Origin of the sequence: Rothia sp. HMSC066H02, from assembly GCF_001814995.1 — a bacterium.
GTDB lineage: Bacteria > Actinomycetota > Actinomycetes > Actinomycetales > Micrococcaceae > Rothia > Rothia mucilaginosa.
The window spans coordinates 113,660-128,714 of sequence record NZ_KV818688.1 but is presented as its reverse complement, the minus strand read 5'-3'; the positions used below and the strand labels follow the sequence as shown (position 1 = coordinate 128,714).

Annotated in this window: 11 protein-coding genes; 2 read left to right on the top strand and 9 right to left on the bottom strand. The window is 62.3% G+C overall.

Going from position 1 to position 15,055, the window contains the following annotated elements; translation table 11 throughout:
* The first annotated feature begins 391 nt into the window (after positions 1–391).
* Positions 392–3,034 carry a TerD family protein gene (locus tag HMPREF2999_RS07865; protein ID WP_070676298.1) on the top strand — a complete coding sequence of 881 codons (2,643 nt, stop codon included), beginning with the start codon at positions 392–394 and terminating at the stop codon, positions 3,032–3,034.
* Positions 3,035–3,180: 146 nt separating this feature from the next.
* Here HMPREF2999_RS07865 and HMPREF2999_RS07860 read toward each other — a convergent pair whose 3' ends face one another.
* The 9 genes from HMPREF2999_RS07860 to HMPREF2999_RS07825 all read right to left on the bottom strand — a co-directional run bounded on the left by HMPREF2999_RS07860 (position 3,181) and on the right by HMPREF2999_RS07825 (position 14,031).
* Positions 3,181–3,525: a type II toxin-antitoxin system HicB family antitoxin gene (locus tag HMPREF2999_RS07860; RefSeq protein ID WP_070604265.1), complete on the bottom strand. Its 345-nt coding sequence runs from the start codon at positions 3,523–3,525 to the stop codon at positions 3,181–3,183.
* Positions 3,518–3,769 carry a toxin HicA gene (locus HMPREF2999_RS09320; RefSeq protein ID WP_005506120.1) on the bottom strand — a complete coding sequence of 84 codons (252 nt, stop codon included), beginning with the start codon at positions 3,767–3,769 and terminating at the stop codon, positions 3,518–3,520. Before HMPREF2999_RS09320 ends, HMPREF2999_RS07860 begins: the two co-directional genes overlap by 8 nt.
* Positions 3,770–3,887: 118 nt before the next feature.
* Positions 3,888–4,991: a 6-phosphogluconolactonase gene (locus tag HMPREF2999_RS07855; protein WP_070676300.1), complete on the bottom strand. Its 1,104-nt coding sequence runs from the start codon at positions 4,989–4,991 to the stop codon at positions 3,888–3,890.
* Entirely contained in the window at positions 4,984–5,970 is a 987-nt protein-coding gene (locus tag HMPREF2999_RS07850) for a glucose-6-phosphate dehydrogenase assembly protein OpcA (protein WP_049347008.1), read from the bottom strand. The genes HMPREF2999_RS07855 and HMPREF2999_RS07850 overlap by 8 nt, the downstream gene beginning before the upstream one ends.
* Positions 5,967–7,514 (bottom strand): glucose-6-phosphate dehydrogenase, encoded by a 1,548-nt coding sequence (gene zwf / locus HMPREF2999_RS07845; RefSeq protein WP_049327154.1) that lies wholly within the window; start codon positions 7,512–7,514, stop codon positions 5,967–5,969. Before zwf ends, HMPREF2999_RS07850 begins: the two co-directional genes overlap by 4 nt.
* A 393-nt stretch (positions 7,515–7,907) precedes the next feature.
* Complete coding sequence (gene tal / locus HMPREF2999_RS07840) at positions 7,908–9,008, bottom strand: transaldolase (RefSeq protein ID WP_070676301.1); 1,101 nt, start codon at positions 9,006–9,008, stop codon at positions 7,908–7,910.
* A gap of 169 nt (positions 9,009–9,177) precedes the next feature.
* Positions 9,178–11,280: a transketolase gene (tkt, locus tag HMPREF2999_RS07835; protein WP_070676303.1), complete on the bottom strand. Its 2,103-nt coding sequence runs from the start codon at positions 11,278–11,280 to the stop codon at positions 9,178–9,180.
* A gap of 736 nt (positions 11,281–12,016) precedes the next feature.
* Positions 12,017–12,901 carry an ABC transporter permease gene (locus tag HMPREF2999_RS07830; RefSeq protein ID WP_070676305.1) on the bottom strand — a complete coding sequence of 295 codons (885 nt, stop codon included), beginning with the start codon at positions 12,899–12,901 and terminating at the stop codon, positions 12,017–12,019.
* A complete protein-coding gene (locus tag HMPREF2999_RS07825; RefSeq protein WP_070676307.1) occupies positions 12,898–14,031 on the bottom strand; it encodes an ABC transporter ATP-binding protein in 1,134 nt (377 codons plus the stop codon). The genes HMPREF2999_RS07830 and HMPREF2999_RS07825 overlap by 4 nt, the downstream gene beginning before the upstream one ends.
* A 175-nt stretch (positions 14,032–14,206) precedes the next feature.
* On the opposite strand from HMPREF2999_RS07825, the gene HMPREF2999_RS07820 reads away from it, so the two are divergent.
* Entirely contained in the window at positions 14,207–15,055 is an 849-nt protein-coding gene (locus tag HMPREF2999_RS07820; RefSeq protein WP_049327159.1) for a helix-turn-helix transcriptional regulator, read from the top strand.

Genomic DNA, 15,055 nt, shown 5'->3' with positions numbered 1-15,055 from the left:
GACGAAACGGCTTGACCACCGTCGCGGGGCGGGAGTACTCTATAAGTAATGGCGGATCATGAAGAGTCCTACTTTCTGAAATATCTTTTTCTTATATTTATCGGATTCTTCGCTTCCCGCCATTTTTCTTTTAACCCCGTTCCCACGCGGCTAACAGATGAGCGGCTGACAGATAGGCGGCTAACAGATAAGCAAGCGACCGATTAACAAACAACGGATAAACACCGCCCAGGCTCCGCTTACGTAACCGCCTGTTGCCCCCGCGAATACATACCCCCGCAGGTCACCGATGACCAAACCCAGCGACAACCCGCACCCACGCCGCTACGATAAGAACATAGACACACCACCGACGGTGACAGCCGGGTGAGACCAACGGAAAGGACGACCCGTGACCACTCCCTACGACGCATCCCCCTACCTGCAGGAATCACCCTACCTCAACGAATCCACCTATCTTCACGGCGAAGCACCCGAGGGCCTCAGCCCCCTCGTGCGCCTCATCCTGATGCGCCGCTACGGCGTGTACGTCTTCACCGACCTGTACGGCCCCTACTACCGCTCGAACTACTCGAGCATTAACGAGCTGCACCACTCCGGCGCATTCGACACCGACCTGGGGCGAGTATCCGTCCTGAGCAATTGCGGTCTGACCCTCAGCCCTGAGTCCCTCGCCCAGGCTCTGAACGCCAGCGCCAACGAATTCGCCCTGTTTGCAACCATCTGGTCCTACGAATACGGGTACCGTCCCGGCCGCGTGTTCCGCCGCGACTTTGATCTGCGCGCCCTGACGCTCACCGACGAGCAGCGCTACACCGAGCAGATCATGCACTACCTCTCCAACCCGTACTACAACCCGGACGGCACCGAGCGCATCCTTGGCGGCCTGCCCGAGAACTACGTGCCCTACGAGTGGCAGCAGCCGATGAGCCGCTCCAACTTCGCGGCCATGGAACGCAACCGCCGACCCCTGCAGATGGTCAGCGGCGTGCAAAACGCCCTGATCATGGCGGGTGCCCTCTACCAGCAGCTGCTCGGTCAGCAGCAGGCGTACAACCAGACCGACCAGCGCGACCTCGTGGCGTTGCGCCGTTTCCTCGCCCAGCATGACGCGCTGCCGGCTGCCCGACCGGAGAACACCAGCCGCGAAAACCGCGTGTTCATCGCCGCCTGCCTGCACCCCGAAGACGCTGAACACCTGCGCACCATGAAGGAGGCGCTCGCCCTCGCCGCCGCCTACTCGCGCCTGCGTTACAACGGCACGGTGGGGGACCTGAGCCTGAGCATCGCGCCGCGCCTGAAGCTGCGCCGTAACGAACGCACCCGCATCGCGCACCTGCTCAACCGGGTGCTGGAAGCCGACCCGGTCGGTGCCCGCTACGACAGCGCACCCGCCGCCGAAATGTACAAGCGCCTCGTCAAGGCGATTCACCCCGGCGACTACCCGTCACTGACCGCGCTGAGCCGCTGGGCTGACGACCTGTACCGCGGCGAGGTGTACAGCTTCGAGTCGCTGGTAGACCGCGCCTACGCAACTCGGGATGCGCAGAACGTGGCGCGTCTGCTCTCTACCCGCCCCGGCGTGTTTGCACGTCAGCTGGTTCGCGCCCTGGATGCTTTCGAAGCGCCCCGCTACGGCATTGATACCGCGCCGAGCCCCGGCCAGCAGGTCATCTTTGATGCGTTCGCCGCCGTGGCGCCGCGCGTTTCCGCACCTATCCTGGTGCAGATTCGTAACCTGGTGACCCTGCAGCGTAACGCGCTCGCGAACCCGCCGAAGGAGCGCCCCGCCAACCCTGTGGCGGCGCAGGAGGACCGGGAGCTGGCAGACTACGCGCGCCGCAACCCGGAGGGCGTCGCGAGGGTTCAGAACCTCATGCAGAACGCGGGCATCCCGAACCCGCTGGGTTCGTTCTTTGGGGATAATTCCGGCCCGGAGAACCCGATGCGTTCTATTCCGGTCGGCTCTGAACCTTCCGTGAGCCAGCGTGAGGAGCGCCGCGCGGCGTCCACTCAGAAAGCTGAGCCTGCCGCCCCGCAGCGCATGAACCTGTCCAAGACCGGCATCGCCACCATGATTCCGGCGCGCGAGTACAGCCCGGCGGTGCTGGACCTGCTGGAGCGCCTGGTCGAGATTGGCCTGTCCGGCCGTCTTGCCGAGACCAGCATCTACCTGCCCGACGAGGTGGGGGACATGGTCATGCCGCTGAACACCCGCAGCGCCCGCCCCTCCCTGGACGGTATGGGCCGCTACAACACCTCAACGGTGCACCTGCCGCCCACCGGTGTGATCCGCCTCTTCTGCTTCTGGGATGAGGGCGTGGACATTGACCTGTCGCTGATGATGTTCGACGCCGAAGGCAACTACATGGACAAGATCAGCTACTGGTCGCAGACCGTGAAGAACAGCCAGGGCGCCATTTACGCGCACCACTCCGGCGATATTACGGACGGTACCGGCGGCGCCTGGGAGTACATCGACATTGAGGCTCGCAAGGCGCTCAAGGCGGAGGTGTGCTACCTCGTGCCGGTGGTGCAGCTGTACTCCGGTTTCGGGGAAGCACACACCCTGGCCGCGGTGAACGACCTGCAGGCAGGCTTCATGGTGGTTCCCGCCGTGGGCGTGGGCGAGGTGCACGAGGTGAGCCAGGTGCACACCAAGTTCACCCTACGCGCTGAGAGCCGCGGCGTGCTGCCGTTCATTGTGGACTTGCAGAACCGCGACCCGTACGACATCCCGGAGGAGACCGACGCCATCGTGAAGGTGACGGATATTGGTCTTGCCCGCGGCATTAACGTGTTGCAGTCTGGCGCGAACATCACCGCCGTGCGTGAGCATTTTGACTGGGCGCAGCCCATGACGGTGCGCGAGTACCTGCAGCTGACCGGCGCGAAGCTCACCCCGACCGCTGAGGAGGCGCAGCAGGTGCTGGAGGATACGGTTCCGTCGCTGGCGGCACTTTACGTGGGCTTCGAGAACGAAGCGGAGGAGGCCCAGGAACAGCAGGCCCAGGAACAGGAGCCGAAGAAATAGAAGCCGCAGCATCCTGCCGCTGCTGAACAGTAACGCGGCGTAGTAAAGAGTGGAGCCCCGGATAGATGTCTATCCGGGGCTCCACTCTTTTGTCATGTCATAACATTTTGGAATCTTCGTTGGATGATGAAGATGTCCTGGATTACTTATGCGACCGCTTCGAGCTGTTGGCTCACGTACTGGTTCAGGCTCTGGTGAGAAAGCGCTGCCTGCTGAACCAGACGACGATGCAATTGCGGTGAAACACGCAAGTTGAATCGTCCTGAGAAGGAACGCAGAGAGAACGGTTCGGGTGCCTCGCGGCCGTCTTCTTCAAGAATTTCGAGGGTGTCGGCGACGACTTCTCGGATACCTGCGAATGCCTCGGTCGAGGTCGGTGCCAAGTATGAGAGGCTGGGAAATTCGGCTACGGTTCCGACGAATTCCTGGTCGTCTTCAGACCACTCGACGCGGTAGGTGTAGAGCTCTTGGCGGGGGAGAGTACTAGTCATCGTTATTCTCCAGTTTTCGAATGGCAGTTAGAACCTGCTTGACTTGGTATTTCTTTGCTTTACCGGAGTTTCCCTGTTGAATGTTGACAATAGGGTCACCATGCCAGGGGGTGCTGTAGTAGTGGTGAGATCCGCGGATACGCGGCGCTCCAAAGAAATGGGTGCATACCTTTTGAAGTTGAGTGAAAGTAACGTTTTGAGGGCTGGAGGCCATCTTCGCAACTAAATCTTCAATACTCGGCATACTTTATAGTACCACTTCTAGTACCATTCGGGGTGGTGTAAAACCATAGAGAAAAGCCCCGGATAGTCGAAACTATCCGGGGCTCCACTCTTTTGTTGATGCAGCTCAGAACCGAACCTTACGGGCGGTTCTCGGGAGCCAGCGACTCCTCAGTTGCAAAAATCAGGGTCTGCTTCTTACCGCGCGCACCCACCGCCGGGGTTTCCAGCAGCAGCTCCGCGTTCAGGTCCTCAGCGTCCAGCTTTGCACCAGCCAGCAGGCGGCTGGTCGCATCCTGCTTATCCTCACCGGTGATGAGGAAGAAGACGTTACGGGAGTTATTGATAATCGGCAGGGTCACCGACACGCGCTCAGCCGGGGGCTTCGGCGAGTCAGAAACCATCACGGTCACGGCCTTACCGCCCTCAACCGGATCCTCCGGCAGGCCGGTACCCAGCAGAACCTGCTTACGGCCCGGGAACAAGGAAGCAATATGACCGTCCGGGCCCATGCCCAGCAGAGTGATGTCAAAGACCGGTGCGGGCCACTGGCCGCCACCGCCACCACCGCAGCCTCCGCCGCCGCATCCGCAACCACCGGCGGATTCGGAAGCCTCAGCAGCCTCAGCGTCAAATTCGTCCAGGGTGGTATCTTCGATGGACTGCTCGGGTGCGGAAGAGCCGCAACCGCCGCCACCACAACCACAGCCGCCGGAGCCGCCGTGCTCGTGACCTGCGCCGCCACCGTGACCGCCAGCCAGCGGCAATTCGGTTGCGCCCTCGGGCATCTGCACGCTCACAGCCGGTGCGGAACCGGCGTAGTCACGCATCTCAAAGGCGTAGTGCTCGGCGGCAGCCTCAAGGCCGGTGAAAATATCGGAGGGGCCCATGCGGTGCACATTGCCCACAACCAGGCCGTGCGACAGCAGGGGAGCGAGCAGCACCTCAATAGCCTGACCGTCATTACGTTCAGGGCTACGCTCGGGCACGAAACGCTCATCGGAGAACCAGAAGTGCACGCGGGACCAGTCGATATCCTTCACGCGCTCGTTCTCAGCCCACGCCTTCAAGGTGGCGATACCCATGGTGCCGCCGGTCAGCGAAATGTGGGCGATCGTGCGCTCAGAGAGCACGTGCTCAATGATGTCGAGGATGCGGGTCACCGCGTCCTCTGCGAGAGCGTCGCGGGTCGGGTGCGCCACCAGGGTGGGGGTGGATGCGCCCATGTTCTGAATCTTAGGCATCGAAAACCTCCGGGTATTCTTCGAGGTCCAGCATGTCTTCAGGCTGGCAGGTGTCATCGACGAGGGTGACGGTGCGCAGCGCCTGCTTCAGCACGTCACCGTAGGTGTCGTCCGGGTCGAGGCGGCGCAGCTCCTCAGAGATGCACTCGGCGAGGGTACGCACCGGCAGCGCAATCTGCTGATCGGGCGCGTACGGGGTGGAGATGGTTGCCACGGAAATGCCGGGGCGGAACATCGTCACCGAACCGTCTTCACGCTCAATGCTGACGCGGTACAGGCCGCGGTTTGCCGCGCCGATGGTGGCGAGGTGTACGGGTGCTTCAAGCTTCCAGCCGAGCCACGTACCGAGCAGTACCACGGACGGGGACTTGCCCGAACCCCACACGACCACGCGGCGTACGGGGGAGGAAGGCATCTGTTCCATGAGCGCTGCCAGCTGGGTGCGCCACAGGGTGAGGCGGGTCCACGCCAGGTCGGTGTCGCCTGCACGGAACACCTCGGCGAGGTGCTTGAGGGCTTCCTTCGGGTCTGCCGCGCGCGCAGAGTCGGTAATGCGACGCTGCGCGATACGACCGATGGAGTGCTGTGCCGGGTTCTCGGGCACCGAGTGCGGCCACCAGACCACAATCGGGGAGTCCGGCAGCAGCAGGCCGGAGATCAGTGCTTCGGTCGGGCGGGATGCGCTACCCCAGCCGCGCAGAACAATCATCTCGGAGGCGCCGGTGTCGCCGCCGAGGTGGATTTCTGCATCCAGCTGGTCCGGGTCGAGCGGATCGTGGGAGATGTGCACAATAATGCGGCTCGGGTGTTCGTGGGAGGCACGAATTGCGGCGCGCATTGCTTCGCGGGAGTGGCCCTTTTCCGCGAGAACAACGAGGGTGAGAACTCGTCCGCTGCTGAGGCTACCGTTGGCGGCAGTCAGGTGGCTCAGTTCTTTGTTGATGGCGGAAACGGTGGTGTTATGCAGGTGCGAGATCACGGGCGCCTCCAAGCGCGGTTGTCACGCTCAAGCATCTCGTGTGCTGAACGCGGACCCCACGAACCGGACTCGTAGGGTTCAGGCTTAATGCGGTTTTCTTCCCAGTACTCTTCGAAGGGGTCGAGGATCTTCCAGGAGAGCTCGACTTCTTCGTGGCGGGGGAACAGCGGCGGCTCGCCGAGCAGAACGTCCAGGATGAGACGCTCGTAGGCTTCGGGGGACTCTTCGGTGAAGGAGTGGCCGTAGCCGAAGTCCATGTTGACGTCGCGGATTTCCATCTGGGTGCCGGGCACCTTCGCGGAGAATCGGATGGTCATGCCTTCGTCAGGCTGCACTCGGATGACGATGGCGTTCTGGCCGACCTGCGGGTTTTCACGTTCGCCGAAGAGACGGTCGGAGGACTTCTTGAAGACCACGGCAATTTCGGTGACTCGGCGGCCCAGGCGCTTGCCGGCGCGCAGGTAGAAGGGGGTGCCTTCCCAGCGGCGGTTTGCGATGGACACCTTCAGCGCTGCGAAGGTTTCGGTGCGGGAGTCTGCGGGGATGTCGTTCTCGTCGAAGAAGCCGTTGACGTGCTCGCCGCCCTGGTAGCCTGCGGCGTACTGGCCGAGCGCGAAGGAGTTCGGCAGATCGTCGATGCGGACTGCTTCGAGGACCTTCGCCTTCTCGGCGCGCAGGTGCTTAGCGTCGAGGCTGAGGGGCTCTTCCATGGCGGTGAGGGCGAGCAGCTGCAGCAGGTGGTTCTGGATGACGTCGCGGGCCGCACCCACGCCGTCGTAGTAGCCTGCGCGGGAGCCGATGCCGATGTCTTCAGCCATGGTGATCTGGACGTGATCCACGTAGTGGGAGTTCCAGAGCGGTTCAAACATCTGGTTGGAGAAACGCATCGCCAGGATGTTCTGAACGGTTTCCTTGCCCAGGTAGTGGTCGATGCGGAACACGGCGTCGGGCGGGAAGACTGCCTCCACGATGGAGTTCAGTTCGCGTGCGCTTTCAAGGTTGTGGCCGAAGGGCTTCTCAATGACCACGCGGCGCCAACCGTCGACGGGGTTGACGGTGTCGTTATCGCGCGATGCGAGGTCGTGTTCGGCGAGCTTGGTGAGGACCTGCTCGAATGCCTTCGGGGGGATGGAGAGGTAGAAAGCGTGGTTGCCGTGGGCGCCACGCTCGTCGAGTTCGGCGAGGGTGTTCTTGAGCTTTTCGAAGGCTGCGTCGTCGTTGAAGGCACCTTCAACGAATCGCATGCCCTGCTGGAACTGGTTCCATACGTCCTCGCGGAAGGGGGTGCGGGCGTTTGCCTCAACAGATTCACGCACATAGGCGCGGAAGTCGTCATCGCTCCAGGGGCGGCGGCCGAAGCCGACAAGGCCGAAGCTCGGCGGGAGCAAACCGCGGTTCATGAGGTCATACACTGCCGGAAGCAGCTTCTTGCGGGCCAGGTCACCGGTTACGCCAAAGAAGACGAGCGCGGACGGCCCCGCAATGCGGGTAATGCGGCGGTCGCGAGTGTCCCTGAGGGGGTTCGCTTCATGACCGATAGTCACAATATATTCCTTTGATTGCCTTGGTTGGTTCGTGCGGCGCGCGGTTCGTACCTTGTCGCGCGGAGGCGATGCCGCATTCTGGAAGGTGTGTACCCTGTATTGTACCGGTTTTTGACGGGACGATATGAGGGGCACCTAACCCGCCGAGATTCTCTGGGACGCCGCGGGCGGTGAAGCCCTGCGGGAACCCTGGCGAAAATCCCGGTCAGAATCTCTACGAGAATCCCGGCGGATTGGTGCTGTGCCCACAATATGTTGGGCGTGCATATCGGTTGGTGTGCGTCGGGTGGTGCACACCGGGAACGCATTGGTCATGCGCTATATTTCAGTGGCTGCTGAACTTCAGTGGCTTCCGAATTTCAGCAGCTGTAGATTCGGCTGTGTCGCCTGGTTCTACTTAGCCTGCTCGAGTGCCTCGCGGACGGTCTGTAGCAGCTCTTCCCAGGAGACGTCGAACTTGGACAGGCCCTCAACCTCGAGCTTCTCCACGACCTCCGGGTAGGAGACGTAAGCGGAGATAGCGTCCAGAACGTTGTTGGACTCGGAGTAGTTCGGCACGATGGTGTTGCCGGTAACCTCGCCGTGGTCGGCAACAGCGTTCAGGGTTGCCTCGGGCATGGTGTTCACGGTGTTGGGTGCAACCAGGCCGGTGACGTACAGGGTGTCCGGCAGGGAGGGGTCCTTCACGCCGGTGGATGCCCACAGCGGGCGCTGTACGTTCGCGCCGTGTGCCTGCAGACGTGCCCAACGCTCGGAGGAGAACATTTCCTCGAACACCTCGTAGGCGAGGCGTGCGTTTGCCAGGCCTGCCTTGCCCTTGAGCTGCACAGCGTCGCCGCCGGCAGCTTCGAGGCGTGCATCGATTTCGGTGTCTACGCGGGAGACGAAGAAGGATGCGACCGAGTGGATGGTGGACAGGTCCTTACCGTTCTCCAGCGCCTGCTCCAGGCCGAGCATGTAGGCGTTGATGACCTCGCGGTAACGGGTCAGGGAGAAGATCAGGGTCACGTTCACGCTGATGCCGGCAGCCAGGGTCTCCGCGATGGGGCGCAGACCTTCCTGGGTTGCGGGGATCTTGATCATGACGTTTTCGCGGCCCACGCGCTCGTAGAGTTCACGTGCCATCTTGGCGGTGCCTTCGGCGTCGCGTGCCAGGCGGGGGTCAACCTCGATGGAGACGCGGCCGTCAAAACCGTTGGACGCCTTGTAGACGGGTGCGAACACGTCGCAGGCGTTGCGTACGTCGTCGCAGGTTGCGGCGAAGACTGCCTCTTCAACGCTTGCGCCGGCGGCGGCAAGCTCACGCATCTGCTCAGCGTATGCGGCGCCCTTGGAGAGCGCGCTAGCGAAGATGGTGGGGTTGGTGGTCACACCGACGACGTTGTGGGTCTTGATGAGTTCGGCGAGGTTGCCGCTGGTCAGACGCTCACGGGAGAGGTCGTCAAGCCAGATGGAGACACCGGCGTCGGAAAGCTTCTGAGTGGACTCAGACATGTGAAAACCTTCGATTCTTTGTCGAAATTGAAATTTGAGATATCAGTGAAATCTTCTGGGCGGCGGGAGGCTCCGGCTGAGCGGTCAGCCGGAGCCTACCCGTTGCGTCCGCACCCCACCGTACGGGGGAGCGCAGTGTGCGCGGCAGTTACCGCGGCGTTGTTACTGCCTACTTAGCGGCGGCGATGGATTCCTTAGCGGCAGCCACGACAGCCTCCGCAGTGATACCGAATTCGCGGTACAGGGTCTTCGCATCGGCGGATGCACCGAAGTGCTCGATGGATACGGCGCGGCCGGCGGTGCCGAGCAGGTCGTACCAGCTCATTGCCAGGCCAGCCTCGACGGAGACGCGGGCTGCAACCGAGGAGGGCAGAACCGACTCGCGGTACTCTTCGCTCTGCTCGGCGAACCACTCACGCGAAGGCATGGAAACCACGCGGGCGGCGATGCCCTGCTCTGCGAGGGTTGCGCGAGCCTGAACGGCCAGCTCAACCTCGGAACCGGTAGCGATCAGGATGACGTCCGGGGTGCCCTCGGTGTCAGCCATGATGTAGCCGCCGCGTGCGGTGCCCTCAGCGGAAGCGAACTTCTCACCCTCAGCGTCTGCGTGCACGTCTTCACGAGCCCAGACGGGCAGGTTCTGACGGGAGAGCACGATACCTGCGGGGCGGTCGGACTTCTCCAGGATGGTGCGCCATGCGACGGCGGTTTCGTTAGCGTCCGCGGGGCGAACCACGTCGAAGCCGGGGATAGCGCGCAGCGAGGAGAGGTGCTCGATCGGCTGGTGGGTGGGGCCGTCCTCGCCCACACCGATGGAGTCGTGGGTCCACACGTACAGTGCGGGAACGCCCATCAGCGCGGAGAGACGAACAGCCGGACGCTGGTAGTCGGAGAACACGAAGAAGGTGCCCGAGAACGCGCGGGTCGGGGAGGAGAGCACGATGCCGTTGACGATTGCTGCGGCAGCCTGCTCACGAATACCGAAGTGCAGCACGCGACCGTAGGGGTTGCCGGTCCAGTCTTCGGTGCTGCGCGATGCCGGATTGAAGGACTCTGCACCCTTGATGGTGGTCAGGTTCGAGCCGGCGAGGTCAGCGGAGCCGCCCCACAGTTCGGGGAAGGTGTCAGCGATAGCGTTGATGACGGTGCCGGAAGCCGCGCGGGTTGCCACGGAGGTGCCAGCCTCGAACACGGGGAAGGCAGCCTTGTAGTCTGCGGGCAGTTCGCCTGCGACGAGGCGCTTGTACAGTTCGGCGCGCTCGGGGTTAGCCTTGGCCCATGCCTCGAACTTCTCGTCCCATGCCTTGTGTGCGGCGGCGCCGCGCTCGACAAGCTGGCGGGTGTGTGCCAGGACGTTCTCCTCGATGAAGAAGCTCTTGGCGGGATCGAAGCCGAGCAGTTCCTTGGTTGCGGCAACCTCTTCAGCGCCGAGCTTGGAGCCGTGCACTGCGCCGGTGTTCTGCTTGGTGGGGGCGGGGTAGCCGATGATGGTGCGCAGCTCGATGAAGGAGGGCTTGTCGGTGACAGCCTTCGCACGCTCAATAGCGGCGTACAGTTCTGCGACGTCCTCAACGTAGTCGCCGGTGCGGGTCCAGTCCACGCGCTGAACGTCCCAGCCGTAGGACTCGTAGCGCTTGGCCACGTCCTCGGTGAAGGCAACGTCGGTGTCTTCCTCAATGGAGATGTGGTTGCGGTCCCAGACGACAATCAGGTTGCCGAGCTCCTGGTGACCTGCGAGCGCGCACGCCTCGGCGGTGACGCCTTCCTGCACGTCACCTTCGGAGGCGATGACGTAGACGTGGTGGTCGAAGGGGGAGGTGCCCGGTGCTGCTTCGGGGTCGAACATGCCGCGCATACGGCGCTGTGCGTAGGCGAAACCAACGGCGGATGCCAGGCCCTGGCCGAGCGGGCCGGTGGTGATTTCTACGCCCTTGGTGTGCTTGTATTCGGGGTGGCCGGGGGTGAGGGCACCCCAGGTGCGCAGGGCTTCCAGGTCGCTCATTTCCAGGCCGTAGCCGCCGAGGAACAGCTGAGTGTACAGGGTGAGGGAGGTGTGGCCGGGGGAGAGGATGAAGCGGTCACGGCCTTCCCAGCGGTCGTCGGAGGGATCCTGGTTCATGACCTTCTGGAAGAGCAGGTAGGCGACCGGCGCCAGGCTCATTGCGGTGCCGGGGTGGCCGGATCCGACCTTTTCTACGGCGTCTGCGGCGAGGATACGTGCGGTATCTACGGCGCGCTGGTCGGTTTCTGTCCACTGGAAGTTCTCTGCCACGTGGGTGTCCTTTCACAACGTGAGTGGATGCGCCAGCAGGCTTGTGCTAGCGCGCTGTCCGTCGGGTGTAACGTGCCTTCGGGGGTGTTTATTCCCGCGCCGGTAGGTACCCGGGTAGGTGCGGGGCGCCGGGAGGTTTGTTTCGACCCTTTCGTTTTAACAGGATAGTTCACTGGGCGGAAGTATCCGGTGTGTGAATGCAGACATTCACAGGGTGATACGGGGGGGGGAACGGGGATGATGCGGGGACGATTCGGGGGAGAACGTGCCGCCGGAGCGCGGACTCCGTGCGTTTTAACCGGGTTTCAGCCGGGTTTCGTGGCGTGTGGCTGGTGCGTGGTGAGGGTGTGTTGGTGAGCTATGCGCTGAATATTGTTCAGTAACGTAACAATTTTTGTGTAAGTGGTGAAGCTCATGTTAAGGTTGAGCAGGAAGGTTGCAGACCGAAACAGTGGTTGGGTCGGTCTGCATCTCGGTGATTGAAGCCCCTCCTCCGCGTAAGAACCGTTGATTATCTTACTGTGGTGGTGAGATAAAAGGTTCTGGAGGAGGGTGCTTTCTTTTAGTCTCGGACCGTGCACTTTGTGCGTGGTTGAGGCTAAAGGTTTGTGTTATATGTATGGGCGCCGGATATGGTCGGAAACATATCCGGCGCCCGCCTTTTAATTTGCAATGAGAAGAAGCTCTGTCTGCTCTTGCACTGTCTGCGCTTGCACTGTCTGTATTTGCGCTACCTCTAGTCGGACCATTTGAACTTGCGCGAGGCAATAAACCCAATGACCACGGTCCACACAATGAGGACCCAGTGCGGGTCGGCAAGCCACTGATGCTGAATGAAGTTGCCGCGCAACGCGTCACCCAGAGCCGCCGAGGGCGACCATGCCACAACCCCGGCGTACCAGTCGGGGAAGGACTTCAACGGGAACACCACGCCGCCGGCACCGGCAAGAATCACCCAGGCAATATTCACGATGGCGAGGGTCGCCTCCGCGCGCACCGTACCGGCGATGAGCAGACCCAGCGCAGTAAACGCGCCAGCGCCCATGAGCATCGTGATGATGGAGCGCGAGACGGCGATAGCGTCCGGGCGCCAGCCTAGACCGTACCCGAGTGCCGCCACCAGTGTGAACTGAATCGCCACGACCACCAGCACCGCAATGCACTTGCCCATGATCAGGCCGTTACGGCCCAGGGGAGTGGTTGCCAGGAATCGCAGCACGCCATAGCGGCGATCAAAACCGGTCGCAATGCCCTGACCGGACAGCGCCGTAGAAATCACGCAGAGCGCCAGAACGCCGGGAACCGCCGCATCCATGCGGGATACCCCGACCGAGTTCGCGTACTCATCAATCAGACCGGTGAACCGCAGGGCGAAAAGCGCCATGACGGGAAAAATAATGTTGAGCATCAGCTGCTCGCCGTTGCGGAGCATCGCCATCGTCTCGTAGCGGCCCTGCTCAATCACGCGCACGAGCGGGTAGTTCGCGCGCGGGGGAATGTACTCCTCATCTTCGTCAATAGAAGAGACCTTGGGGCGGGTGTTCGCGGTGCGTTCTTCCGCCCGGCTCTCTTCTGCCTGAAGTTCTGCTCGCTCGTTGTTAGTGCGTGCGGTGTTGCTCATCGGATATCACGTCCTGAAATGTCGAGGAAGACATCCTCAAGAGTCTTCGGTTCCATGGTGAGAGAAATCGGCATGAGGTAACGTTCGGCGAGCGCCGAGGTGAACGCCGCCAGATGCTCGGGGCGTAGCGCGCCGACCAGCTCATACTCACCGGGCACGGAGGGTGCGCCGTCACGAGCCGGGGTGTAGGGCACCTTCTCGATGAGCTCCACACCGGCACGCAGATGCGCGGGCAGTAGCTGCTCGCGGGTGGGGGTGGGCGCATCCAGGGTGTAGCGCAGGCGGTTCGTGCCGTCGCTGGCGATAAGCTCAGAGACGGTGCCTTCCTGAACGGTGGTGCCGTTTTCAATGATGTACACGTAGTCGGCGAGCTTCTGCGCGTCGTCAATCAGGTGCGTGGTGAGTACGATAGCGGTGCCGAGTTCACGCTGTTCACGAATGATGTCGAAGACGACGTTGCGGGATTGCGGATCCAAACCCGCGGAGGGCTCGTCGAGGAAGAGCACATCCGGGCGTCCAATGAGGGCGGCGGCGAGGGAGGCACGCTGCTTCTGACCACCCGAGAGGCGGCGAATCGTGGTGCCGTTGAAGGCATCAATGCCGAGGCGTTCTGCAAGCTCTTCGACCGGGTACGGGTCGGTGTACATGGTCGAGATGTGCTCGAGTAGCGGAATGGGGTGCATGGCGTTTGGCAGGCCGCCGTCCTGGAGCATAATGCCGACCTTGGCGCGCAGCTCCGGGTCCGCCTGCAGCGGGTTTTCTCCGAGCAGGCGCACGGTACCGCGGGTGGGTTTGAGCAGGCCCTGGGCGCAGGCGAGGGTCGTGGTTTTACCGGCACCGTTAGCTCCGAGGAGGACGACCACTTCACCGGGGAAGACGCGCAGGTTGACCTTGTTGACGGCGCGGTAGAGTCCGCTGGCGGTGAGCCGTTCGGGGTATTTGGTGCGGAAGGCGCGTGAGGGTTTGAACTCTTTGATGAGGTCTTTAATGCTGAGCGCCGGTTCTTCGGTGACGATGCGTCGTCGTGCGGTGGGGGAGGCGCTGGGCTCCGTGTGGTGCTCAGCGTGTGCCGTTGGCGCGGCGGATGCACGCCCAGGGTGGTCCTGCTGGCCCGCGGTGGTGGTCTCCATAGACAGTCACTTTCGATTTTTGCGATGAAGGAGCGTGTGTGCCCCTTCATCTTATGCCCTAACTCACGTTCAAAGCACGCCCGTTACGACTCAAAAGTTCACTTTAAGGTAGAAAAGTTAGCAAGTAGGGGTACCTAACTAGCCAAAGAAAAACTAATTAGGACATACTTTATTTGTGTATTCCGTGAATAAGACCCCTCAGCGCGCCTCAACGAACGAGGCGCAGACCCGAAACGGCACCCGAACCGCCGCCTCGGGCTCTACTGGTGCTTCCAGTACAAAGTCCTCCGCGGCACGCACATCCAAGCGCAAAGCCGAGGCAGAAGAACGCACCAGGGACCGCGTCCTGCGTGAAGTCCTCAACAACGGACCCGTATCCGCAGCAACCCTCGGTGAGCTCCTCAGCCTCACCCCCGCAGCGGTACGCCGCCACCTCGACGCCCTCGAATCCAACAACATGATCGAGGTCGCACCCATCAAAAAGCACGGCGCCGGAGCTGGACGACCCGCCCGCCGCTACGTGATCGCCCCCCAGGGCCACGAACGCCTCGGCAACGACTACCTCATCATCGCCCGCGACGCCCTACAAATGCTCCGCGACACGGTTGGGCAGGAAGCCCTCGAAGCTTTCGCCTCCGCCCGCGCCGCAGAAATGGAAGCCCGCTACCGACCCGTCGTAGAAGCCGCCGGTGATGACGTGGCAGCCAGAGCGCAGGCGCTCGCAGAGGCAATGAGCAAGGACGGTTTCGTGGCGACCGCTCAGGTCACCGCGCCTCCTGCAGGACGAACCGTTCCCGAGCATTTCCTGGCAAGTATTCAGCTCTGTCAGGGTCACTGCCCGGTACGCGACCTCGCTGGAGACTTCCAAGTGTTCTGCGAGCAGGAAACCGGGATTATTTCTGACCTGCTCGGCGTTGATGTCCGTAGGCTTTCAACCATGGCTTCGGGTGCTCACGTGTGTACCACGCACGTGCCCCTGAACCGCGTCACCGCCGAGGGTGAGAAGAACGCAGAAGAATCCTAG